The organism is Paenibacillus sp. J22FR5 (assembly GCF_059691975.1).
The window spans coordinates 256,658-276,206 of sequence record NZ_JCAUAN010000001.1; the positions used below are offsets into that span (position 1 = coordinate 256,658).

The 19,549-nt window shown below is 40.5% G+C and carries 38 protein-coding genes; 32 read left to right on the forward strand and 6 right to left on the reverse strand.

The features are described 5' to 3' along the window. Positions 1-120 precede the first annotated feature (120 nt). Genes AC58P7_RS01140 through AC58P7_RS01150 form a run of 3 tightly spaced genes read left to right on the forward strand, consistent with a single transcriptional unit; the run spans position 121 to position 2,297 of the window. Entirely contained in the window at positions 121-585 is a 465-nt protein-coding gene (locus AC58P7_RS01140) for a phage holin family protein (RefSeq protein ID WP_497339540.1), read from the forward strand. Next, on the forward strand, positions 582-1,535 hold the full coding sequence (locus tag AC58P7_RS01145) for a C1 family peptidase (protein ID WP_497339541.1): 954 nt from the start codon (positions 582-584) through the stop codon (positions 1,533-1,535). The genes AC58P7_RS01140 and AC58P7_RS01145 overlap by 4 nt, the downstream gene beginning before the upstream one ends. Before the next feature lie 15 nt (positions 1,536-1,550). Then, entirely contained in the window at positions 1,551-2,297 is a 747-nt protein-coding gene (locus AC58P7_RS01150) for a DUF1906 domain-containing protein (protein ID WP_497339542.1), read from the forward strand. Positions 2,298-2,351: 54 nt separating this feature from the next. Here AC58P7_RS01150 and AC58P7_RS01155 read toward each other — a convergent pair whose 3' ends face one another. The 3 genes from AC58P7_RS01155 to AC58P7_RS01165 form a co-directional block, all read right to left on the reverse strand. Continuing rightward, positions 2,352-2,954 carry a stalk domain-containing protein gene (locus AC58P7_RS01155; RefSeq protein WP_497339543.1) on the reverse strand — a complete coding sequence of 201 codons (603 nt, stop codon included), beginning with the start codon at positions 2,952-2,954 and terminating at the stop codon, positions 2,352-2,354. Positions 2,955-3,041: 87 nt separating this feature from the next. Then, on the reverse strand, positions 3,042-3,350 hold the full coding sequence (locus AC58P7_RS01160; RefSeq protein ID WP_497339544.1) for a hypothetical protein: 309 nt from the start codon (positions 3,348-3,350) through the stop codon (positions 3,042-3,044). A gap of 111 nt (positions 3,351-3,461) precedes the next feature. Continuing rightward, a complete protein-coding gene (locus AC58P7_RS01165) occupies positions 3,462-3,680 on the reverse strand; it encodes a transcriptional regulator (RefSeq protein WP_497339545.1) in 219 nt (72 codons plus the stop codon). 140 nt (positions 3,681-3,820) lie between these two features. Here AC58P7_RS01165 and AC58P7_RS01170 point away from each other — a divergent pair, with 140 nt between their 5' ends. The 12 genes from AC58P7_RS01170 (at position 3,821) to AC58P7_RS01225 (ending at position 9,584) form a co-directional block, all read left to right on the forward strand. Beyond that, positions 3,821-3,988, forward strand: a complete 168-nt coding sequence (locus tag AC58P7_RS01170) for a hypothetical protein (protein ID WP_497339546.1) — start codon at positions 3,821-3,823, stop codon at positions 3,986-3,988. 19 nt (positions 3,989-4,007) lie between these two features. Next, on the forward strand, positions 4,008-4,178 hold the full coding sequence (locus AC58P7_RS01175) for a hypothetical protein (RefSeq protein WP_497339548.1): 171 nt from the start codon (positions 4,008-4,010) through the stop codon (positions 4,176-4,178). Continuing rightward, positions 4,141-4,500 (forward strand): hypothetical protein, encoded by a 360-nt coding sequence (locus AC58P7_RS01180; RefSeq protein ID WP_497339549.1) that lies wholly within the window; start codon positions 4,141-4,143, stop codon positions 4,498-4,500. Before AC58P7_RS01175 ends, AC58P7_RS01180 begins: the two co-directional genes overlap by 38 nt. Next, a complete protein-coding gene (locus AC58P7_RS01185; protein ID WP_497339550.1) occupies positions 4,497-4,790 on the forward strand; it encodes a hypothetical protein in 294 nt (97 codons plus the stop codon). Before AC58P7_RS01180 ends, AC58P7_RS01185 begins: the two co-directional genes overlap by 4 nt. A gap of 1 nt (position 4,791) precedes the next feature. Beyond that, positions 4,792-4,935 carry a hypothetical protein gene (locus AC58P7_RS01190; RefSeq protein ID WP_497339551.1) on the forward strand — a complete coding sequence of 48 codons (144 nt, stop codon included), beginning with the start codon at positions 4,792-4,794 and terminating at the stop codon, positions 4,933-4,935. A 12-nt stretch (positions 4,936-4,947) separates the two neighbouring features. Next, positions 4,948-5,193, forward strand: a complete 246-nt coding sequence (locus AC58P7_RS01195) for a hypothetical protein (RefSeq protein ID WP_497339552.1) — start codon at positions 4,948-4,950, stop codon at positions 5,191-5,193. A gap of 119 nt (positions 5,194-5,312) precedes the next feature. Then, a complete protein-coding gene (locus tag AC58P7_RS01200; RefSeq protein WP_497339553.1) occupies positions 5,313-5,708 on the forward strand; it encodes a hypothetical protein in 396 nt (131 codons plus the stop codon). A 12-nt stretch (positions 5,709-5,720) separates the two neighbouring features. Further along, positions 5,721-5,903 (forward strand): hypothetical protein, encoded by a 183-nt coding sequence (locus tag AC58P7_RS01205; RefSeq protein ID WP_497339554.1) that lies wholly within the window; start codon positions 5,721-5,723, stop codon positions 5,901-5,903. A gap of 417 nt (positions 5,904-6,320) precedes the next feature. Further along, positions 6,321-7,598 (forward strand): hypothetical protein, encoded by a 1,278-nt coding sequence (locus AC58P7_RS01210; RefSeq protein WP_497339555.1) that lies wholly within the window; start codon positions 6,321-6,323, stop codon positions 7,596-7,598. 55 nt (positions 7,599-7,653) lie between these two features. Continuing rightward, positions 7,654-8,007: a hypothetical protein gene (locus AC58P7_RS01215; protein WP_497339556.1), complete on the forward strand. Its 354-nt coding sequence runs from the start codon at positions 7,654-7,656 to the stop codon at positions 8,005-8,007. 15 nt (positions 8,008-8,022) lie between these two features. After that, the gene (locus AC58P7_RS01220) at positions 8,023-8,355 is read left to right on the forward strand and encodes a YqaE/Pmp3 family membrane protein (RefSeq protein ID WP_497339557.1); all 333 of its coding nucleotides are present in this window, start codon (positions 8,023-8,025) and stop codon (positions 8,353-8,355) included. A gap of 956 nt (positions 8,356-9,311) precedes the next feature. Then, entirely contained in the window at positions 9,312-9,584 is a 273-nt protein-coding gene (locus AC58P7_RS01225; RefSeq protein WP_497339558.1) for a hypothetical protein, read from the forward strand. Positions 9,585-9,632: 48 nt separating this feature from the next. On the opposite strand, the gene AC58P7_RS01230 is transcribed toward AC58P7_RS01225, so the two are convergent. Continuing rightward, a complete protein-coding gene (locus AC58P7_RS01230; RefSeq protein ID WP_497339559.1) occupies positions 9,633-10,295 on the reverse strand; it encodes a CPBP family intramembrane glutamic endopeptidase in 663 nt (220 codons plus the stop codon). A 108-nt stretch (positions 10,296-10,403) separates the two neighbouring features. Here AC58P7_RS01230 and AC58P7_RS01235 point away from each other — a divergent pair, with 108 nt between their 5' ends. Genes AC58P7_RS01235 through AC58P7_RS01250 form a run of 4 tightly spaced genes read left to right on the forward strand, consistent with a single transcriptional unit; the run spans position 10,404 to position 11,980 of the window. Next, a complete protein-coding gene (locus AC58P7_RS01235; protein WP_497339560.1) occupies positions 10,404-10,610 on the forward strand; it encodes a CopG family transcriptional regulator in 207 nt (68 codons plus the stop codon). Between the two features lie 39 nt (positions 10,611-10,649). Beyond that, positions 10,650-11,321: a hypothetical protein gene (locus AC58P7_RS01240; RefSeq protein ID WP_497339561.1), complete on the forward strand. Its 672-nt coding sequence runs from the start codon at positions 10,650-10,652 to the stop codon at positions 11,319-11,321. After that, positions 11,305-11,841 carry an accessory gene regulator B family protein gene (locus AC58P7_RS01245; RefSeq protein ID WP_497339562.1) on the forward strand — a complete coding sequence of 179 codons (537 nt, stop codon included), beginning with the start codon at positions 11,305-11,307 and terminating at the stop codon, positions 11,839-11,841. Before AC58P7_RS01240 ends, AC58P7_RS01245 begins: the two co-directional genes overlap by 17 nt. Before the next feature lie 16 nt (positions 11,842-11,857). Then, the gene (locus tag AC58P7_RS01250; protein WP_497339563.1) at positions 11,858-11,980 is read left to right on the forward strand and encodes an AgrD family cyclic lactone autoinducer peptide; all 123 of its coding nucleotides are present in this window, start codon (positions 11,858-11,860) and stop codon (positions 11,978-11,980) included. Positions 11,981-12,034: 54 nt separating this feature from the next. Here the strand turns inward: AC58P7_RS01250 and AC58P7_RS01255 are convergent, their stop codons facing one another. Continuing rightward, entirely contained in the window at positions 12,035-12,400 is a 366-nt protein-coding gene (locus AC58P7_RS01255; protein ID WP_497339564.1) for a hypothetical protein, read from the reverse strand. Positions 12,401-12,730: 330 nt separating this feature from the next. Between AC58P7_RS01255 and AC58P7_RS01260 the strand changes: the two genes are divergently transcribed. Next, positions 12,731-12,955 (forward strand): helix-turn-helix domain-containing protein, encoded by a 225-nt coding sequence (locus AC58P7_RS01260; protein ID WP_497339566.1) that lies wholly within the window; start codon positions 12,731-12,733, stop codon positions 12,953-12,955. A gap of 160 nt (positions 12,956-13,115) precedes the next feature. On the opposite strand, the gene AC58P7_RS01265 is transcribed toward AC58P7_RS01260, so the two are convergent. Then, entirely contained in the window at positions 13,116-13,520 is a 405-nt protein-coding gene (locus tag AC58P7_RS01265; RefSeq protein ID WP_497339568.1) for a helix-turn-helix domain-containing protein, read from the reverse strand. 111 nt (positions 13,521-13,631) lie between these two features. Between AC58P7_RS01265 and AC58P7_RS01270 the strand changes: the two genes are divergently transcribed. The 12 genes from AC58P7_RS01270 (at position 13,632) to AC58P7_RS01325 (ending at position 19,546) form a co-directional block, all read left to right on the forward strand. Then, positions 13,632-13,925: a hypothetical protein gene (locus AC58P7_RS01270; protein WP_497339569.1), complete on the forward strand. Its 294-nt coding sequence runs from the start codon at positions 13,632-13,634 to the stop codon at positions 13,923-13,925. 156 nt (positions 13,926-14,081) lie between these two features. Continuing rightward, entirely contained in the window at positions 14,082-14,261 is a 180-nt protein-coding gene (locus AC58P7_RS01275) for a hypothetical protein (protein WP_497339570.1), read from the forward strand. Between the two features lie 84 nt (positions 14,262-14,345). Further along, entirely contained in the window at positions 14,346-14,495 is a 150-nt protein-coding gene (locus tag AC58P7_RS01280) for a hypothetical protein (RefSeq protein ID WP_497339571.1), read from the forward strand. After that, complete coding sequence (locus AC58P7_RS01285) at positions 14,492-14,743, forward strand: DUF7667 family protein (protein ID WP_497339572.1); 252 nt, start codon at positions 14,492-14,494, stop codon at positions 14,741-14,743. Before AC58P7_RS01280 ends, AC58P7_RS01285 begins: the two co-directional genes overlap by 4 nt. A gap of 15 nt (positions 14,744-14,758) precedes the next feature. Next, positions 14,759-15,211 (forward strand): sporulation initiation factor Spo0A C-terminal domain-containing protein, encoded by a 453-nt coding sequence (locus tag AC58P7_RS01290; protein WP_497339573.1) that lies wholly within the window; start codon positions 14,759-14,761, stop codon positions 15,209-15,211. After that, positions 15,192-15,527: a hypothetical protein gene (locus AC58P7_RS01295; RefSeq protein ID WP_497339574.1), complete on the forward strand. Its 336-nt coding sequence runs from the start codon at positions 15,192-15,194 to the stop codon at positions 15,525-15,527. The genes AC58P7_RS01290 and AC58P7_RS01295 overlap by 20 nt, the downstream gene beginning before the upstream one ends. After that, the gene (gene yyaC, locus AC58P7_RS01300; RefSeq protein ID WP_497339575.1) at positions 15,524-16,021 is read left to right on the forward strand and encodes a spore protease YyaC; all 498 of its coding nucleotides are present in this window, start codon (positions 15,524-15,526) and stop codon (positions 16,019-16,021) included. The genes AC58P7_RS01295 and yyaC overlap by 4 nt, the downstream gene beginning before the upstream one ends. Positions 16,022-16,050: 29 nt before the next feature. Then, positions 16,051-17,634: an ATPase gene (locus AC58P7_RS01305; RefSeq protein WP_497339576.1), complete on the forward strand. Its 1,584-nt coding sequence runs from the start codon at positions 16,051-16,053 to the stop codon at positions 17,632-17,634. Then, positions 17,612-17,989, forward strand: a complete 378-nt coding sequence (locus tag AC58P7_RS01310) for a hypothetical protein (protein WP_497339577.1) — start codon at positions 17,612-17,614, stop codon at positions 17,987-17,989. The genes AC58P7_RS01305 and AC58P7_RS01310 overlap by 23 nt, the downstream gene beginning before the upstream one ends. After that, on the forward strand, positions 17,979-18,473 hold the full coding sequence (locus tag AC58P7_RS01315; RefSeq protein ID WP_497339578.1) for a DUF1360 domain-containing protein: 495 nt from the start codon (positions 17,979-17,981) through the stop codon (positions 18,471-18,473). The genes AC58P7_RS01310 and AC58P7_RS01315 overlap by 11 nt, the downstream gene beginning before the upstream one ends. After that, positions 18,452-18,643, forward strand: a complete 192-nt coding sequence (locus AC58P7_RS01320) for a helix-turn-helix domain-containing protein (protein WP_497339579.1) — start codon at positions 18,452-18,454, stop codon at positions 18,641-18,643. The genes AC58P7_RS01315 and AC58P7_RS01320 overlap by 22 nt, the downstream gene beginning before the upstream one ends. Before the next feature lie 18 nt (positions 18,644-18,661). Further along, complete coding sequence (locus tag AC58P7_RS01325) at positions 18,662-19,546, forward strand: RecT family recombinase (protein WP_497339580.1); 885 nt, start codon at positions 18,662-18,664, stop codon at positions 19,544-19,546. Positions 19,547-19,549: the final 3 nt, after the last annotated feature.

Here is a 19,549-nt window from a genome sequence, read left to right on the forward strand (position 1 = left end):
TGCTCGTTCTTTATAACGAATTATAAATGGGTAAGTTGAGTTTGACAATAAATATTTATTTGCTTGCTCCGATCTCATCGGGGCTATTTGCGTACCTAAAATGCGAGGGAGATGTAATCGATGTACAAAAAACTATTCACTGATTTGCTTGGGATCTCAACTACACAACAGGTCGCAGTAACAACCTCCACAGGAGTTCTAGGTGCGATACTTACATATTCATTCGGGGGGTGGAGTGACTTGCTAAGTTTATTTTTATGGGCCATGGTCGTTGATTACATTAGTGGAATCTGTGCTTCACTAAAAGAGGGAACTGGCCTAAGTAGTAGCATTGGTTCTAAGGGGCTAGCAAAAAAAGGTGTCATGCTTCTTGTTGTTATGCTTGCACACAAAATAGATACTTTATTTGGCTCCAATGTCGTCATGACTGGAGCCATTTATTTTTATTGTGCCAATGAGTTAATCAGCATTACCGAGAATTTAGGTCGAATGAACTGTCCTTTGCCCCCGGGGTTAAAGCAAATCATCCAGGTATTGAAAAGCAAAGGCGATGCGCCCACGAACGATAAGGATGTGCAACTATGAGAAAATACACGGTAAAACCGGATAAGCACGATTCGCGGGATCGCATTTTCAAGAAATCGCCGAAGGATATTAAGCCATTGCCTGAGTTCGTGGATCTACGCCCGAAACAATCACCCGTATTCGATCAGGGCGCTTTAGGTAGCTGCACAGCAAATGCTATTGGCTCAGGGTTCCGTGAATACTTACAGATTCGTGACGGGCACAAACTCGTACAAATGGCTAGACTATACCTCTACTGGCATGAGCGCGACTTAGAAGGAACGGTGAATGAGGATTCAGGCGCGTATATTCGGGATGGCTTCAAGGTGCTACAGACGAAAGGTTGTGCCCCTGAATCGCTTTGTCCTTATGATGTTGCAGAGTTCAGAACAAAGCCAACAGCAGCAGCAGAAGCGGCAGCGGTGGCCTACAAGATCAATGAATACCACAGAGTATTGACCTTCACAGACATGCAGCACGCGCTTGCTGACGGACTACCTGTTGTCATTGGGATTAAGGTCTACGAATCATTCGAGAGTCACGATACGTCATTGACGGGCGTTGTGACTGTGCCTAAAGCTGATGAGAAATTTTTAGGCGGTCATGCGGTGCTTGTCGTTGGTTATCAGAAATTCAGTGATGGCAAAGTATACGCAATTACTAAAAACTCATGGGGCGTTGATTGGGGTAATCGTGGATATGGCTACATTCCGCAAGAGTTCTTTGACAAAGGTTTTGTTACGGACATGTGGACGGGTAATGTTAATACGCCTAAGAAAGTGTTACCGGAGGATTTAACGTTTAAAGATTCAATCGACATTGCGGTTAAATACGGGATCTTCGATACTCCTGAATTTTGGACAGGGTTTGAAGAAGCTTTCCATAATGGAACATTGACCAACGGTTCTTATGAATACGTGTTGCTAGGGTTCCGCAAATGGGCGGCAGATGCAGAAAACCAACGAGGCTAGGAGGAGTCAAGGATTATGACAAAAGGTTTTGATACTGCAACCCCGTTGACGGCCGAGACTGCTGAAGCATTCGCATCCGATGGATATTCTTTTGCAGCTCGTTACCTAGTCCCGAGTGGTGGGAAACGGTTGACGAATGCTGAAGCTGAGTTAATCAATCAAGCAGGCTTGGATATTGTGTCAGTGTTCGAGACTACAGCGGATAGAGCTCTCGGAGGGCGTGCAGCGGGATTGGCTGACGGCGCCGTAGCTGTGCAGGTTGCCAAGAATGTTGATCAGCCGGTTGGAACATGCATTTACTTCGCTGTGGACTTCGAGGCTACGAAAGCTCAAATGGCAACGGTGGTTGATTATATTAGGGCATCCAGTGAAGCTACTCCCGAATATACGACTGGTGTGTACGGCTCTTATGCGGTTGTAGAAGCTATGCGAGCTGCGGGCGCATGTTCACGTTTTTGGCAAACAAGAGCATGGAGTTACGGAAAAGTGTCGGAATATGCTAATATTTATCAATACGATTGCGGTCCGGAAGGTCTAGGATTATCCATGAATGGAATCAGTGTAGATCTGAACGAAGGATCTGGAAACGAAGGCACTTGGAACACCCTGAAAAAGGAGGATGAAACGATGTTGAAGGCAGAGGATGCAAACAAGATTATTGCTATTCTAAAGGCGGTTTACGATTTATCTCCGAATCCTGAGATTGGCCGACTAGCTGACGAATTACGCGCTGCTTCAGGGCAACCTAAAGAAAACGCATGATGTAAAACGACAAATCCCCCACTGGCCGTGATGGCTGGCGGGGGATTTTTTTGTTTAGAATTTTTTTATTAGGTCATCATAAGCGGCCTTAAGATCAGCATTCGTAGCACTTTCTAAATAAATGTAACTCATTTTATTTTCGACAACCAAAACAATTAATTTCTCTTGGTCGGTCTGAATTAAAGTCAATGATCCACTTTTACTCCCTGCCTGGTATGGAACGTTTTTTATCACTTTCGGGGACGTATATAATTTCATATCGCTTTTCTTTAGATTTACGCTTAACGAAAAAAGTGATTTAACTTCAGGATGGATCTTATTTTCCAAGAAAGTTTGGCGTGCTGTTGTATCATCATTTATCATAAAGGTATTTACGTATTCTAATGCTATTTGATCATCTGTTTCCTTTTGAACTGATGCACCCTTTTGAACAATACTTATTTCCCGTTTATCCCCATCCCACTTCACATCTGCTCCGAGCGATTCACTTACAACTCGCAACGGTACATAACTCGATCCATCCACAATCTGAAGATCAGCATTAATCAACTTCCCGTTTATCAATAGTTTAATATCCGATGCCGCATAAGCTCCCACAGCAACCGAAGCTGCGATAATCCCCGATAGTCCAAGCGCGATCAGTAATTTCTTTTTCAAGCAAATTCCTCCTCAGGTAAATAATAGAATACAAAATGATTCTATATAACTACGTATAATCCTCTAAAAAGGATTCAAAATAAATCCCTATTCCTTCCAACAACTCGCATCACAGGATCCTAAATCATACCATCCTCCATTTTTAAATTGGTACCTCTCCATAATATCAACGGTAACAATGGACACCAACATACCCTCGTAATAAGGTTTTGGCACATCATCCCATCTTTCGTAAAAATCCTTTGTTTTGTAGTAAGCATATGCCATAAACTTATACCAAACGATTAAATGCCAAGGTTTTTGCAACAACAACTCATCACCAGTAATTGTTTTCCCATATCGCTCATGTATATATTTTGAAACAAAATCGGATGTTTCTCTTCGTGTAATGCTCAAGTATAACACCATCCTCGGATGCGAATGTTCGTTCTCATATTATACTTAGTGGAATTAATTTCAGCAATAAGACCGCGGTGCTATCGGGTAACTCTGATGGCGTTTTTTTGTTTACCAGAAGTCCTCTATTGATACGTCATGCCCCAATTTGCGAAGTGCCCCTACGAATTTAATTCTCGTCTTGATGTGAGGGTTGTAGTCCTCGTTCCCGCATATTTCAGCCATTGTCATACGGTCAATATCCGCGGCAGTCCTCACCTTCTCCTGAGTTAGTTTATTTCGATCCAAATACCGCCCTGCTTTAGTTCTTGGTTTACCTAATCCAAACATATTATCCACTCTCCCTTTATATCACCAGAGTGGACAAAATCTATGAAAAAGATACAAGCTGTTTTCAAAATTCCTTACAACATGCCCAAGCATAGGCCATATACCTATATTGTCAGACAACAAGAGAGGTGGTTGAAAATATGAAGTCTAAAGCAGAGTATGACAAATCGTTACGGGAAGCTGATAAGAAGCGGAGATGCGAAAGTAAAAAGGAACGAGAAGAAAGGGAAGAACAAGAGGTTAAAAGTTTTCTGAACATGGCTAACGCAATCGTGCAAAGCCGCAAAGATTCAAGGAATCGCTGGTAATCAGGGGAGGGAAAACAACATGGCAAAACAGGAAAGTCAGTTTTTGAAACGTGCAACTAAGTTGGGATTGGAACATCTGCAACGTGAAGTAGAGCAGCTGCTGAAAAGTGATTTATCAGAAGCTCAGAGGATTTCTACAGAAGAAGTAAGAGATGTCATTAAAACGCATCTGCAAGAGCTGGGTAAGTGATGGAGAAACGAATCACGTTTCGTTTGAAAGGTTGGTTGCTGGAGATGTTGCTCAAAGAAAAAGATGCATCAAAGATTATCCGCAATGCGCTCCAAATTTATTACGGGGAAGTGAAAAAATGATTGTTCCTGGTCAAGTGATATCCATTGTTGGTTTAGCGGTAATTGGTCATATCGGCAACAATGTCATTGTAAGTTTAGGTGGTAAAAACTTCGGGATCTTTTTTACAATTATTTTGGATGTGGCAGCTGCAATCATTGGAATCAAATACGCGTGGGATAAGATTCAAGAACTTGCCCCGATGTTCCACATAATGTTATGAACATTCAATTGGTCCCAAGAGTGTGTTCGCAGCTAACTGATCAATCGAACTGTCAGAAGGCTATTGATGCTTGCGGGGCTAACACTAGCCCTGATGCATGCACAGCAAAGTTAATTGGCAAGGCCATAGCAGAACCCGACACTTTGAAAGTCATTAAATCACTAGGTGGATTTAGTAAAGATGTTTATCACGGAACCATGAAAGCAGGCCACGATTATTTGCATACTTTCTGGGATAACACAACCTGGTGGTGGGTAAATGATTGCTGCAAAGCAGTAGTAGGAGGCTAACATGAACAAAGACACACTCGCATGGGTAATTGCAATCGGCGGTATCTCATTGGAGATTTTTATCGCTTCTATAGATTGGTGGATAGATATTCCGCATTATGTGTATCACATCGGAGATAACATGAGTTTCACACGAACAAAATAGGAGTTGGTCAGTATGGTGTTTGAATTAGTCATTGCAGCTTACATCGTTGAATGGGCGCGCGGAGGTTATTACTGCTTAAAGGAGTCAGAGAGGAATTCGAGAGCATTAAACAGGTTTGGAGATATCCTTGATAGGTCTAAAACTTGGGAAGACCTAGCTAGAAATCTCTACGCAGATAAGGATGATAACCCAGAGATATACGAAAAAATACCGCAAACATGGATGTATCGGTTGTACTGGAGATTAAAGGGAGAGTGATCTACTATGGGATGGATATTTAAAATGATGGTCAAAGCTTCAAAGGTAGATATGACCGATGTCATGAATCAACAAACTGCTGGCGACATCATCAGTATTGTCAAGGAGTTGTTGCTGTAATGCTCGGCCCATTAGGAGGGCTACTCAAATTTCTCGCAAAAGAATTAGGGAATAAAGGTGGCCGGATTGTCGCCAAGGATATTCAAATTGCAGGGAACTCTTTCCGTTGGACGCATGCCGAAAAGATTGCTGAACTAAAAACGGATGTAGATCTCTCGCCTTCTTACGTTAAAGATTTAATCGACAGCAGCTCGAGCGTCGAGGACTTAGACAAAATCTACAGGTATCTAGGTAAGCCTGACAATCATTATGACAATAGTTTGCTGCACGGTTTGTATCAAAAAATATTGAATAAAGTCATTGATATTGACGACAAAAACGCCATACGAGAAATGATTCGAGTGTTTAAAGAAAAGGGAATGTCTATGATTGACCATTTAGACAACTTTGTGTAGGAGTTGAATGTCATGAAAATTGGAAAGCCAGCTTTTGCATTGGCCGCAATTACTGTCTATATCGTATGCCCAGCTTACCGTTACTACATCATCGGTTCTTGGATAGGATACAAAATTCTAAATGAAAAACAACGATTTACAACGGTTCGAAAAGGTTCAAAAGCTTATAAAAGATTGGTGGGGAAAACGGCATGATTACATTGTTGATGGTCCTGTTCATGGGACAGCAACATGAAGGTGTTGTCTTTGGGAAATTGCCGAATTCGAAGAAATGGCAGACGTTTTTTAATCGCGAAAGCGAGAAGAAGTGAGATGAGTGAAAACGAGACGAAAGGATACGAAATAAAAGATGGGGGTGAATGTCCTGGTAAATAAGCCGAACAAGCAAAGAATTACTTCCTTGTACCAATCACCCCTGAGTTTCATTATTATGCTTCATAAACAAGCAATGAATGTTGCTTGGACTTTCATCCAGTGGAGGTTGTCTTATATGGATCCATTTTGGAAAGACCAACCCGGATCTACTCCGGACAGTAATTGGTTTAAAGAACATCCTAAAACCACGCTCGTACTACTTCTAACTATCGCAGCAGCACTTATCCTCATAAGCATATGAACTACACAAGACGAATCCTCCAGGTTCTAAACAAACCACTACAGAAAGATATTAAAGAAGGTCGCAAGGGCTGGACTTATCACAAGCATAGAAAGGTTATATGCGGATGGGAAATCGGATTCCATGTACCGCTAAGTTCGTCCTATGAAAAGGCCGTAGAGTGCCTTCCTGCTCTTATAGCGACGTGCGGAGTAGACGTTGAACTACTCGATTACAAAGGACTTATTGTTTGTAGAATTATAGAAAAAGATTGGCCGTCGCCGCTGCGATTTAAAAAGGAACATCTCAAAAACGATCAATTGCTTATTGGTTACGATCGATTACTGCAGCCAGTGTATCATCCGTTAAACGTACACATTCTTGAAGGTGGGGCGTCGGGGACCGGTAAGACGGATTGGCAAAGATGGATTGCGTATCAACTTCTATTGCAGGGATATGATGTTTATATTTGCGACATGAAGGGATATTCATTTGCGCCATTCGAAGGGCTTGTATCAGTCTCTGACGATCTTAAAACATGCAGGAAGATATTGCTCGGAATGGTGAAGGAATTGGAGCGGAGAAAGGTATTAATACAATCGAGAGAGCTGGGTAATCGCGAGGAAACCATAGCTACTTTTAAACCTATTGTTGTGCTGATCGATGAGGCCGCCGACCTTTCTCCATCTCAGTATGCCACTAAAACACTAGAAAAAGAAATAGCTTTTGATTGTGACTATGCAATTGGATTTATTGGCCGCAAAGGTCGAGAACCAAAAGTGTTTTGTATTTACGGAACACAACGTCCGGATGCCCGCGTAATAAACAAACAATTCAAAGATAACGTCGAGGCATCTATTGCATTTCGAACCAAGGATCACTTTGCATCTCAGATAATTATCGATCGACCTGGCGCTGAAAAAATAGACCCCAAAGACAAAGGCCGCTGCATCTATTCACACGGAGAAGATGTTCTAGTTCAAGTCCCATTCATTGGCGGCGATAGAGAGTGGGAGAAGTTATTGGCTCCACTCAAGAAAGGAATGATCATCGAGAATGGCAGCTCTAAGCGCACCAACAAAGAAAGAAATTATACTGAAGGCTCTTTCACAAGTGCCCATAGCGAGAACGGACCAAATCGCAAAATTGTTCCACTCCAACTCCAGTCCGCTAAAGAAAGCTTCACAACATCTTCAGGACCTTCTACAGGAAAAATTAATCGAATGGGAATGGCACAAGAGATCAAAAATATGGAGGCTAACACGCAAAGGTTTGATGATGATGAATGGATCTAGGCAGCCCTGTGAGCACGTAGAACACGCGTTAGACGTTGGGGAGATATACTTTACCTTGAAGCCGTTTCAATGGCTCTATGAATACAAGCAGACGTTTGATTTTGCAGGAAGGCAGCTTGTGTGGAACCCTGATGCGGTGTTCGCATTTACGACACCAGAAGGAAAGAAAAAACTGGCCTGCGTAGAAGTGCAGCGAACACCGTTAAGTGCGAGGCAATGGCAGAGTAAATTTGACATATACAATTCATTCTTTCAAGAAGCCTTCAAGATCGCAGAGTTTCAACAATGGAAGTCGGGAAGCGGAGTAATATTACCACATATCTATGCTCTAACCACACAGAAAAACGTTGGAGGTTTGAGCATTCAAAATAGAGAGTTGAATGTGATAAGTGGGATTCATGAAATATAGAAAAACATAAATCCCATGGGGGTACGTCGAGGTTTTTTTCGAAATTGCCGAAACCGATCTAATAATAATTTGAACCCCTCATATATTAGAAGAAGGAAAATTAATCCAAATAAAGAATATTTGAATTATTCAAAAAAGAGGGATGGGGATCGTACTTTGAGGTATTTATTATGTTTTATACCACCGCTTGCAGTATTGTCATGTGGAAAGGTATTTCAATTTTTCCTCAGTATTCTTCTAACATGTTTGTTTTACTTACCGGGTGTCATCCATGCAATTCTTGTCGTAAATCAATACAATGCAGATAACAGACATAATCAGTTAATAAAAGCAATAAAGAAGAAGTAGAAGTGAAATAAAAAAAGCCCTAAAGGGATTCTTTCCCTCAGGGCTTTTTATTTGTCCAGTGCTTCCGGTACAAGAATATAATATCACCTAAATTAATGCTTGTCTACCAAAAATATTCAGAATTCTTTATCAAATCTTAATTGACAAAAAAAGCGAACAAGCTTTAATATTATTGATAAGTCACCATTATGTGACTTCATTTTTTTAAATAATCTAATCATAAGGAGGATAACAAAATGACATTAAAAAATAGTATAAATAGTATAAGTTGTAGATTTTTTATTTAGATTTGATAATTTATTTTAAAAATATTTTTTAAATGAATTCTAGAGAATGACTGATTTTTTTATGAGTATATCTATGATGCGCGGGGAAATAAGGAAAACATTGAATTTATTATCCTAATATTCTTATAACATTAAGACAGACATTTATTATTTTATGTGGAAGTATAGTCGACGGATAAGTTTATATTGAGCAACATGGGAGGTCAACCATGCACATATACCTCAATTAGTGGTAATGTTCTCAGGGAATCTTCTAATACATAAGATGTTGAATTGAAACGTACTTAAGAAAATTTTAATCTATTGCATCAATCACACTCTAATCATTCCAAAATTCAAACTACTATTTTATTTGAAAGCAGAAAGTAAGAATTTTATCCCTTACATGTCGAGTTTATGAGCAACTTACAATAGTTACAGGCATGCTGTGAGACTCAGTGTGCACTGTGAAATCTGTTTACTACCCATAATATAGGATAGGTATGTTTAATTTCGCCTATTCGATAATATAAAATTGGTGTAGTTTGCCCATGTTCTGAGATAAGGGGATCCAAGTTCTTTACTGTCTATTTTCAAATGCAATAGTGGTTTTTTATTTTGGTTAATTCTGATTAGGGGTGATTGTTTATCGAATCAATTGTTTAGTGATTGTCGAGCAGCGACGGGAAGTTGTACTTAACTTTATTAGAATACCTGAACTACATAAATATTATCAATAGAGGGGATTGGTTGGTTTTGGGAATTAAAGACGAATTGTATGAAGCAATCTCAGAAATGCGGGTATTAACTGGTGCTTTTAGTCTTATTCTTGATGCATCAGAAACATTAGCTGGAATAGAGGGCAAAGAGAGTGAGGCCCAAAAACTTGTTCAAGCCGTGGATTCCCTCTTTGACTATTATTTAATCCCAGCCCGTGAAAAATTAAGTCATCATATCTACTAATGATAACGAGAAGGCTCCCTCGGAATGTATGAACCAAGGGAGCCTTTTTTATTTATTATTTTGCAATACCCTCGTTATGTAAATTGCTTTTGCATCGTAAAAGATATGAATGATGATCGGCACAAGCAGGCTGCCCGTTACGAAGTACAGATATCCCATAATCAATCCGAATATTGTAGAGCTGATAACCCCGCTTAACCCCTGCATGAAGTGTCCGGCCCCGAAGATTACTGAGATGACCACAAGTGCCACTAACTCCGACATCCCCAGACTTACGGCATACTGCTGCAAGAATCCCCTGAAGATAATCTCCTCACAGATCCCCACGGTAATAGTGACCCCAATGAACATAAACTGTTGCTTCCCAGTGACAGGATAGAGTTTAGAATCATAGTTCTCTGCAACCTTCTCACGAAGCGTTTGAACGAATGGAAGAAGCACGAAGGGCAATACAACGGTAAATATTTGATAAGCGATTAGAATCCAAATGAGAACGTGCCAGAAGGTGTTAAACGGGCTCTCAGGCGCTATGTAGTTTGTTTGACCCATAAGTATGATCGGTAATGTGAGTAACCAGTAAACGGCGTATATGAGTAGGTAACCACGTTCTTTAGCTCTGTCATTGTACGTAGCTGATTTTATTTTCTTGACCATGATTACGTTGAGAATTGGCATAAAAAATAGAATCGAGATGACAAGTATCGTGTTCATTAAGCACCTTCTTTCTTTTGATTAATGTAACATATTTCAATTGACTAAACAACAAATTTATAATATGATTAATGTAACATAAATCAAATGGAAAGGCAGGTGAATTGATTGACAAGAGGAGGAAAAAGAGAAGGAGCTGGAAGGAAACAAATTGGTACTTCAAGAAGAGTTGCATTGACTCTAACTGCAGAAGAATGGTTGATTATTGAAGAATCTGAGCAATCAATATCATCGTTTGTCCGCCGTTTAATAGCTGAGAATTACAAATTGAAACAAAAGAAAAAGAAAATAGCAAAAGGCGAGGGGAATACCTAGATGGAATTATTTCTAAAATTGATCTTATCAATTATTTACATGGCAGCCTTTATAACTCTGAACTTTGCTATTTTTAAACTACCAATCAAGGGAAATGACAAGCAGATTGCAATATTAGCATTAGTTGTAGGCGGAGTTAACTTTTACTTTAAATTCGTAATTGATTCGCCATATTTTATACTGATTCAAACATTGACTTATATCGTATTATTAGCAGCACTTAGACGTTATCCATTATTATTTTCATGCCTGGTTGTTACTGGAGGATCAGCCGCTGGATCATTCATGGATCTCGGAGTTTCCTTCGGAGTAATTGGACTTAAACTTAGTACTTTTGATCTAATGGCTAATAATTTAACACATTTCACAGTGTTTCATTTAGTTCAAACCCTCATCTATTTTATTATTGCTTTTCTCCTAGTTAAATTTAATATTGGATATAGATTGATTGCTCATAAGTATAAGTTTTACATAATCGAAAAATTCAATGTTGTTTGGATGGTCTTAGTTATTGCATTAACAATAGTCCTTATCTATTCAAGTCAAAAAATATACGTTAACTCTTTACACGAATGCATACTTGGGCTTATAGGATTAGGTTTAATTATCTTCTTAGGATATGGTTACTCTCAAAATAAAAAAGATCAACAAGATAGGAAAGATGTATTGGAAAAAATGAAGTTGGAGGAATTTAATGATAACAATAGATAAAGCAGCTACATACCTGGCAACTTCAATCAATAAGTATGACCCGAGCAGTTCAGTGGCCGTTATGAAATACATAATCAAGGTATTAATTAATCTTCTCGTAATTATGTCCAGCGTCTTAATTATCGCTGCTTTAACCGGTCATTTTATAGATGCATTGTCTTGTGTCTGGGCATTTCCTTTGCTCAGGCACATTTCTGGTGGTATGCACTTTAAGTCAAATGCTTTTTGTAATGTGGTTACTTGCGGTTTCATTCTAACAGCAATCTATTTTCCAATTAATTACTGGAATGTAGGACTCATTATAAATATAATTGCTGTATTAGTCCTATTGTTTTGTGCACCAAATGGTGTTAGTGGAACAATGGATCCCAAGAATTATCCCATACTTAAGGTTTTAGCTGTTGTCATCGCTTCTACAAACTTCCTTTTTCATTCACACAGTCTTGCCGTGGCATTCTTACTTCAAGCAATAACCACGATTAAGTACTCCCAAATGCTGATCCACAAATTGAAGTTATAAAAGGAGGTGGGGAAGGATGAAAGAATTCGTCGCTAAAAAAGCTGGAGCTGTTCTTGGTTTTCTTGGTAAGAAATTCAGCAAAACAAATTGTTGGATTGGCTGCTACAATGAAGACGTACCACAAGAATTGATGAAATAAAATACATAAATTAAAAGGCGGGTTTCCTCAGTAATTGAGGTCCCGCCTTTTTCGTTACTCCAAATCTGGCTTAAATTTTTTACCAAACGAAATACTGTTCAGAAAACCATCAACAGCTTTCTGTTCATATCGTTTAATTTCATCGCGTACTCGTTTGAAGAAATCCAGATCATCAAGAGTTAAAACCTTCGTAACTCCTCTTTTATCGCTATTGTGATGTCTCATAAGGATGTATAATGTTCTGTCGCATAGATCACGTTTATTCTCGTCAGCGCAAAGACTTTCATTTAGGAAGAGTTGATAAAATCCGGGATCGCTCTCTTTATATATTCCACAGATATCTCCGAGAGGTACGGGCTCAACATGTACATTTTGAAGAATCGCCAATCTGTAAGCATTCAATTTCTGGTCATCGTACATTCAATCATCCTCCAGGTTATGTAATGTTAGAGAGTGTAATTGAAAAGCCTAAATACGTAAGCATACATTTTCAATTGCATCTCAACGCAAATTTTAAAACGTAAAAATGTTAAAACTTTACACTTTTAAATAGAATTTTATGTAGTATAATATCTGTATAAAGAATTTTTCGAGAACCATTGACTCTGTGCTGGAGCGGCCAAACTACTGCACATTGTTGAATGGTTTTTTTATTTTTCCTCCTTTTTCCAGAATAAGATTTGATTTTAATTAAGAGCGCTGTTACATTAATTTTGTAATACAAATTTTGGGTGGAAGGACAGTTCTCCAATGCGTCGATATGAGCTGGGGCGCTGTTTCCTGCCAGAGATCCTTAAAGAACTAGGTGTCACGAATCAAGACTTTGCGGAAAAATTAGGCATGTCTCGTCAACAAGCATCAAGAACAATCAGGGGAGAAACAAAAATGCATACCCCATTGCTTTTGACCGTTTGCGAGATATACGGAATCGATCCGATGAGAGTGTATGAATTGATACCTAGAAATCACATCTAAGCGGGAAACAAGCGTATGAAGAAGACTGATTTAGGTCCTCTTCCGGCGAATTTGTCATCTTGCATGATGACAAAAACAGTTCCCAAGTTCCAAAAAATAGGAACATTGGGTTACATTATAACACGACCTTTTTGTAAAATACTGTCGAAGTTTGTCCACTCTACTTATTTTTGTTTCTGTTTAATCCCTCTACGAAAGTAACCTCCATTATTTTCAATGAATGTTGGATCAAGACATCATCAAGGTTGCTGCTTCTCCTCAGAATTTCTTCCATCTCGATCATAAACTTTCTCTTCTTAATTTCATCCTCTGTAGGAATTTCGTTATCTATTTTTGGCGGAGTTGGATCTTCTGTTCTACCTAAAAGGTAATCTGTTGAAATCTTAAATACATCAGCCATCTTGACTAAAGTATCCGCTGTGGGAGCACTTCTTCCGATTTCATAACTTGAGATATTGTCTCTTGTTTTGCCAATAACATGAGCAAAGTCTTCTTGACTCATACTCCTTCTTTCCCTTAGAACGCGTATCTTTTCTCCCAAAACTTTCTTTTCTTCCGGAGTCAAATTACTCACACCTTTCCATGTAAAATTTATCTAGTGATTAAAAAACACAATTTTGGGTATTGCAGGTTTTATTTTCCCGTGGTAGTATTGTTTTCACAAGGAGGTGACAATATGAACAAGCAAACAAAAAAGAGACGAGGCCCAAGCACTAAAATCTCTGTAGACGGGAAACGAAGCTTACTTAAGGAATGCAGACATAACTTTGGATCTGCAAGAGAGGTCGGGCATTTCTTCGGGGTAACTGATTCTTCTGTGAGAAAAACTGAGGATGGTGACTCTACTCCAAATTTACTAAGTGCTTTCATGTATTCAGTGCTTTTTAAAAAGCCACTTGAAGAACTTTTTCCTGATCTCTTCTCCATTGCAGTGGAGAATGTTACTCGTAAGTTGAAAACAATGGAATGATATTCTCGATTACATTTTCATTATACTTTGTGTTTTTAAAACACGCAATCAGAACGTTTGTTTCCAAAACGTTTGTTTAGTCATGGGGTTTTTGTGAAAATTAAACTCATACAAATGAATGCCGTGTTTTTATATCTCATGAAAAGGGTGATGTGAATGAGTGCTTATCAAGCATACATAGCCGAGCTATTGCGAAAAGAAGCCCAACAAAATCTCACCAAAGAATCAGTCATCGAGCAATTCACTCAATTAATCAACGATGTAGATCAAACAACACTCGAATTTATTATGTGTCAATTAATGCTGCTGCAATCATTCATGAACGATCAGAAATAAAAGTCCTTCCCCGCAATCGAATACTCCCTATTCGTACTAATCGTTGTGGTGGTAATGAAAATAATACATGGGAGTGTGTTATCTATGCGGATCAAAGTTGGCGGCAAGGACATCGACAGAAACACAAAAATCACAATTGAATCATCTTCAGCTTCCGATGCTCAGGCATACACGGTAATCCTTGTTGGAGCTGCATTCATCTATATGATCGCTAAGGGAGGATTGTTCGCATGATCGGTATTCATGACATTCACCGTAAGCTGGCCGTTATTACTCAGATGAACACGGACGAAGACGGTATTCTACATATGGATTCAGTCACAATTATGCAAATCATGCCGCTACTAAAGAAGAACTATGAACTAGTCTGGAAGCACGATGCGCTCAAGAACCTAGCCTTAGAAGCACAAGTTGCCGGCGACATGAGATGGGTCCAAGAAATTTGTGAGCAAATTGAAGAACTCGAATTACAAATGATTTAAGGAGGCATTGGCAAGATGAATGATCAACAAATACGCCAACTCGTCAGAGACGAACTTAAGGTGCTACTATCCGAAATCTTTTCCAAACCTGAACCAACTATTGCAGCTCGGATAGCAGAGCAATCGTTGAAGCCCGCAAACAACCTCAGATCAGACATTTCCGCTACTCTTAACCAAATCGGTGTACCCGTAAATATCAAAGGTTATAAATTCCTTCGTGAAGCTATTTCAGAAGTGAGTCGCGATGAGTCTAAGCTCGAAAGCATGTCTAATCTGTACGAATTGATAGCTGAACAATTCAGGACGACTGCATCTAAGGTTGAAAGAGCAATGCGTCATGCGACTGAAGTTGCTTTTAATGCAGGCGGCATGTACCTATTTCATGAAAAGCCAACGAACGGTAACTTTATCGGTTTGATGGCCGAGAAGTTCAGGGAGGTGCGCTCAGATGCAAATGACAGTCGGTGATGCTATCCATCTTAACCAGCTGCACAACATCTTAAACAGTGGCCTGCTGCATGAGGCCGATGCGGATATGATCGCGGGGAAGATATTCGAAGCTGAGATAGGTTTCGGTTTGCTAGATCGCTTTAAACGTCCGATGTCCTGGGAACGTGCAGGCCGTGTCATTCGCGAGGACGAGATGGCGGATTACAAGGAACAGGAAGTCGAGCGGATGATCGAGCGGATGGAGCAAAAAAGACTTTATGATTTTGCGAAAAGTCAGCGAAATCCAGAAACTAGAATTTCGCCAGATGATGAAGAAAGCGAGGAACCAGAATGACTCATTCAGATATCTTCTCCAAAGAACTCCGAAAAGTAATTCCCAATCGTTTGATGCTTAAAAATACAGTCTTCGCTTGTATTGGAACAGATAGATCAACAGGAGATTCGCTTGGTCCACTGGTTGGCACCTATCTGGAAGAATTGGGATACACAAACGTAATCGGCACATTAGATGAACCGCTACACGCAATGAATTTATGCGAACGACTGCATGAAATAAGTGATAAGAAAAAGGTTATAGCGATTGATGCATGCCTCGGGCAAGTGAGCTCAGTAGGGAGTATCAAAGCGAAAAAAGGTTCACTTAAACCCGGTGCAGGAGTAAATAAGGATTTACCACCGGTTGGTGAATTTCACATAACTGGAATAGTCAATGTTGGTGGATTCATGGAATACTTCGTGCTCCAGAATACTCGATTAAGCCTTGTTATGAATATGGCTCAGGAAATTGTGGACGGCATTAAGAAAGCATGGCCGCTTGCTGAGTGGTAGGTAAAAAAATAAAGAAAGCGAGGCTCCGCATGCCTAAAACAATTAAATTCAAACAATTACACCTTATCAGCTACACAGGACACGACGAAATCACAGTTAAGTTCGGCGACATCACTAAGCTCAGCGGCCAGAACGGTGAAGGTAAATCCTCAATCGGTGGATCGCCTGCATGGATCTTCTGGGGCTGCGACTTAGCAGGAGGTAAGTTCAATCCATCACCTACAGATCGACCTTTTGACCGCGTATTCGGTTCTCTGCTGCTCTCAGTAGATGGCACTGATGTTCTCGTTGCTCGGGAGATCGTGAATGGCTCCAACAAATTCTACATTAACGATGTGCCGCAAAAGGCTACTGAGTATGACGCATTCATCTCATCAATCTTCAATAAAGAACAGTTCCTTTCACTTTACAGCCCGGGCTTCTTCTTTACTCAACATTGGTCAAAGCAGAGAGAACAAGTCATGCAACATGTATCGGCGCCTTCTAATAAAGAAGTGTTCCAAGCAATGTCCCGCACATCACCTGATCAGAAAGCAAAGGATATTGTGCTTAACCCGCAGGCTGCGCGACTTGAAGAGGAATTGAAGAAACTCACCATAGCCGACCTGGAGAAGAAGCATACGGACCTCAAGGGCAAGAACGACAAACTACATATTCAGTCACAGGGTAGTGTTAAAACACTCAAGGCTCAGCTTGATTTATTGGGGCCGGCATTAGCCATTGATAAAGAAGCACTTCAGCAAGAAGGCGATACGCTCGATGCTAAAATCCAGTCTTATGAGGATGACAAAGCAAAAGTTATCCAACGTGATAAAGAGCGGAGTCGGTTACAATCACAAATTGATTCATTGTCCCAGCGCATTATTGACGGCAAGCAGGATCACGCCAGATCAAAGGATACCGAGATCAGCACTACATGCAGCTCATGCGGCCAAGATTTAACGGACGAGGCTAAAGCAACATCGCTCGGTAACAAAAAGACTGTTGTAAACGGGATTGCTAAGCGAGTGAATGATTTCCTTGAACAAAAGAAGGAACACGTTAAGCAGCTTGAAGCATTGCCGGTGTTGGAAGGACCTGATTATTCGGTTGCAGACCTAATCACTCGCATCGGCGAAATTAACTCACAGCTTCAATCGGATATCGTTCGAACAAAAGCAACTGAGGATCTTGAGAAGGCGAAGCAGAATGAAGTGGATTACCTCAAAGCGAAGAACGATGCGATCTTTGTACTTGATGCGATTAAGGCTTTCAAAGCGAAGGAAGCTGAACTTCAGGTGTCCAAAGTGCAAGAGCTATTCACCACTCTGTCAGTCCGATTGTTCGATTATGTCGCATCGACAGGCGAATACAAGCCTGCATTCGTCATCCAGATGAACGGCAAGGATTATCCGGCATTGTCAGTTGGAGAGAAGATTAGCGCGGGCTTAGAGCTTTCAGAGGTCTTGTATAAGCAAAGCGAATTGATTGTTCCTACCTTTGTGGATGGTATCGGGGAGTACACGGGCAAGGTTGCTGTATATGGTCAACTCATCACAGGGAGAGCGGTACCGGATCAAAAATTGCTGATTGAAAGCGAGGATGTAGCGAATGACGCCATTGTACCTAAATGATTGGTCCGAGAGTGGTCAAGAAGGAATGATCAGTGATTTCGAAATTGGTTCCTCCGTCTTAGAAGGTGTTCAAATTTTATTAGCTTCTTACACATATGAATGCTATTCCGGGTCAGCATTTGTCCTCCTTATCAAAGAAGGAAAGCTATTTGAAGTAAACGGCTCACATTGCTCCTGCTACGGATTAGAGGGTCAATGGAGTCTGGAAGAAACAAATATTGAAGCACTCGAGCACCGACTTAAGAACGGTAATCTCGGTCGCAATTATGATAAGGATGAATTTTCATACGACCTAATATTACTACTTGATAAATTGAAAAGGCAGCAGGAGGAGGTTATCAACTATGACATTTAACTTCCTAACCTTCATCATTCTAGCCCTTGCCGTCTACCGCATTACTCACCTAATCGTCTTTGACAAAATTTTCGAACCCATCCGTAAGCATTTTGTAACACGTGGATTTGATGGTAAGAACCTAACATTTACACTTCAAGGCGGAAAGGTTCGGAAGTTTATTGGCAAGATAATGAACTGTTATTGGTGTGCGGGTATATGGGTCTCAGCGGCTGTAATAGGCGGATATCTGCTGTCGCCAACCATTACCTTCTATATATGCTTAATCTTCGCGTTATCGTCCGTACAGGCGCTAATAGAAACTAAGTGGCTTAAGGCGGTGGGCTTGCCATTTGAGATGGTAGAAGTTCCGACAGAGCTGGAAGAGGATGAACTCAGCGCAGCGCGGGGCATCATTAATGGAATTATTATCTCGTTGGCTCTTTGGGTGGTGCTCATTGCTGGTTGCTTGTTGGTGATCATATGGCATATGGCAGCAAGATAGCTGAGCTGAGGAGGTCTAGGAGCATTACACAGAGGCAGCTCGCTCCACTTATAGGCATTGAGCGTGCAGCTTTATCTCATTACGAGAAAAGCCGCAGGGAGCCGGATATAAAGACACTCATCAAGATTGCTGATTTTTTCAAGGTAACGGTTGATTACATTATTCGATAAACGGGAGGAAACAAATAAATGTCAACACAAATTAAAGCAGTCGGTAACTTTTCAATCGAGGAAGTCGAGGTCATGCAGCAGACTCTCGCAGTAGGCGCTACACCAGCTCAGTTCGGACTCTTTATTCGTACGGCTGCAGCATCTGGACTTAATCCATTCCTTAACCACATCTACTGCATCGTATACAACGGCAAAATGAGTATCCAGGTATCAGTTGAGGGGATCGTATTCCTTGCCAAACGGGTGGAAGGTTACCAAGGGATTGACACTCAATTGGTCCATGAGAATGATGAATTCGAGGCTTACATTGATCAAGATGGCAAGTGGGTTATCGGTGTTCATAAATTCAAGTTTCCACGAGGTAAGGTTATCGCCTGCTACTCCATCGCTTATAGAGAAGGATTCAAGCCATACACAGTATTCATGGAAGTGGATGAAGTGCAACATCACCTTACAGGCACCAATGCTGGGAACTGGAAGAAATATTTCAATGACTTCTTTAAAAAGACTTGCACGAAGCGATCGGCAAAAGGTCAGTTTGGAATTGAGATTGCTGAGGATGATACGCCGGTTGAAGCGAGTGGCGGTGCTGCTGTACCAGAATATCAAGGGCGCAGAGATATTACATCAGAAGCGAACCACACAGATCCTACAAAGAAGCCTGAACCTGAAGTTAAGGTCGATCCAATTGAGCAAGCGCAAAATGATATGAAAGATCGTTTCAACAAACTTGGAATTATTGAACGGGACGATAAATTTAAATTCTTCCAAGAAAATGGCGTAAAGATGAAGGATTGGAAAAAACCAACGTTAGCTGAACTGCAAGGCGTGATCATGCTACTTGATCAAAAGATCGCTGATAAGCAGGCGGAAGATGAAACGCCGCTGAGTGTGGAGGAATAAGGG

Excerpts from the sequence above, each read along its gene's own strand:
- AC58P7_RS01285 (WP_497339572.1), top strand. The coding sequence starts at position 14,492 with ATGATCGGTATTCATGACATTCACCGTAAGCTGGCCGTTATTACTCAG.
- AC58P7_RS01230 (WP_497339559.1), bottom strand. The coding sequence starts at position 10,295 with ATGAACACGATACTTGTCATCTCGATTCTATTTTTTATGCCAATTCTC.
- AC58P7_RS01320 (WP_497339579.1), top strand. The coding sequence starts at position 18,452 with ATGGCATATGGCAGCAAGATAGCTGAGCTGAGGAGGTCTAGGAGCATT.
- AC58P7_RS01280 (WP_497339571.1), top strand. The coding sequence starts at position 14,346 with ATGCGGATCAAAGTTGGCGGCAAGGACATCGACAGAAACACAAAAATC.
- AC58P7_RS01140 (WP_497339540.1), top strand. The coding sequence starts at position 121 with ATGTACAAAAAACTATTCACTGATTTGCTTGGGATCTCAACTACACAA.
- AC58P7_RS01170 (WP_497339546.1), top strand. The coding sequence starts at position 3,821 with ATGAAGTCTAAAGCAGAGTATGACAAATCGTTACGGGAAGCTGATAAG.
- AC58P7_RS01250 (WP_497339563.1), top strand. The coding sequence starts at position 11,858 with ATGAAAGAATTCGTCGCTAAAAAAGCTGGAGCTGTTCTTGGTTTTCTT.
- AC58P7_RS01295 (WP_497339574.1), top strand. The coding sequence starts at position 15,192 with ATGCAAATGACAGTCGGTGATGCTATCCATCTTAACCAGCTGCACAAC.
- AC58P7_RS01275 (WP_497339570.1), top strand. The coding sequence starts at position 14,082 with ATGAGTGCTTATCAAGCATACATAGCCGAGCTATTGCGAAAAGAAGCC.
- AC58P7_RS01180 (WP_497339549.1), top strand. The coding sequence starts at position 4,141 with ATGTCATTAAAACGCATCTGCAAGAGCTGGGTAAGTGATGGAGAAACG.
- AC58P7_RS01175 (WP_497339548.1), top strand. The coding sequence starts at position 4,008 with ATGGCAAAACAGGAAAGTCAGTTTTTGAAACGTGCAACTAAGTTGGGA.
- yyaC (WP_497339575.1), top strand. The coding sequence starts at position 15,524 with ATGACTCATTCAGATATCTTCTCCAAAGAACTCCGAAAAGTAATTCCC.
- AC58P7_RS01145 (WP_497339541.1), top strand. The coding sequence starts at position 582 with ATGAGAAAATACACGGTAAAACCGGATAAGCACGATTCGCGGGATCGC.
- AC58P7_RS01325 (WP_497339580.1), top strand. The coding sequence starts at position 18,662 with ATGTCAACACAAATTAAAGCAGTCGGTAACTTTTCAATCGAGGAAGTC.
- AC58P7_RS01205 (WP_497339554.1), top strand. The coding sequence starts at position 5,721 with ATGAAAATTGGAAAGCCAGCTTTTGCATTGGCCGCAATTACTGTCTAT.
- AC58P7_RS01255 (WP_497339564.1), bottom strand. The coding sequence starts at position 12,400 with ATGTACGATGACCAGAAATTGAATGCTTACAGATTGGCGATTCTTCAA.
- AC58P7_RS01165 (WP_497339545.1), bottom strand. The coding sequence starts at position 3,680 with ATGTTTGGATTAGGTAAACCAAGAACTAAAGCAGGGCGGTATTTGGAT.
- AC58P7_RS01310 (WP_497339577.1), top strand. The coding sequence starts at position 17,612 with ATGACGCCATTGTACCTAAATGATTGGTCCGAGAGTGGTCAAGAAGGA.
- AC58P7_RS01290 (WP_497339573.1), top strand. The coding sequence starts at position 14,759 with ATGAATGATCAACAAATACGCCAACTCGTCAGAGACGAACTTAAGGTG.
- AC58P7_RS01200 (WP_497339553.1), top strand. The coding sequence starts at position 5,313 with ATGCTCGGCCCATTAGGAGGGCTACTCAAATTTCTCGCAAAAGAATTA.
- AC58P7_RS01185 (WP_497339550.1), top strand. The coding sequence starts at position 4,497 with ATGAACATTCAATTGGTCCCAAGAGTGTGTTCGCAGCTAACTGATCAA.
- AC58P7_RS01190 (WP_497339551.1), top strand. The coding sequence starts at position 4,792 with ATGAACAAAGACACACTCGCATGGGTAATTGCAATCGGCGGTATCTCA.
- AC58P7_RS01150 (WP_497339542.1), top strand. The coding sequence starts at position 1,551 with ATGACAAAAGGTTTTGATACTGCAACCCCGTTGACGGCCGAGACTGCT.
- AC58P7_RS01270 (WP_497339569.1), top strand. The coding sequence starts at position 13,632 with ATGAACAAGCAAACAAAAAAGAGACGAGGCCCAAGCACTAAAATCTCT.
- AC58P7_RS01245 (WP_497339562.1), top strand. The coding sequence starts at position 11,305 with ATGATAACAATAGATAAAGCAGCTACATACCTGGCAACTTCAATCAAT.
- AC58P7_RS01260 (WP_497339566.1), top strand. The coding sequence starts at position 12,731 with ATGCGTCGATATGAGCTGGGGCGCTGTTTCCTGCCAGAGATCCTTAAA.
- AC58P7_RS01195 (WP_497339552.1), top strand. The coding sequence starts at position 4,948 with ATGGTGTTTGAATTAGTCATTGCAGCTTACATCGTTGAATGGGCGCGC.
- AC58P7_RS01315 (WP_497339578.1), top strand. The coding sequence starts at position 17,979 with ATGACATTTAACTTCCTAACCTTCATCATTCTAGCCCTTGCCGTCTAC.
- AC58P7_RS01240 (WP_497339561.1), top strand. The coding sequence starts at position 10,650 with ATGGCAGCCTTTATAACTCTGAACTTTGCTATTTTTAAACTACCAATC.
- AC58P7_RS01305 (WP_497339576.1), top strand. The coding sequence starts at position 16,051 with ATGCCTAAAACAATTAAATTCAAACAATTACACCTTATCAGCTACACA.
- AC58P7_RS01220 (WP_497339557.1), top strand. The coding sequence starts at position 8,023 with ATGGGGGTACGTCGAGGTTTTTTTCGAAATTGCCGAAACCGATCTAAT.
- AC58P7_RS01210 (WP_497339555.1), top strand. The coding sequence starts at position 6,321 with ATGAACTACACAAGACGAATCCTCCAGGTTCTAAACAAACCACTACAG.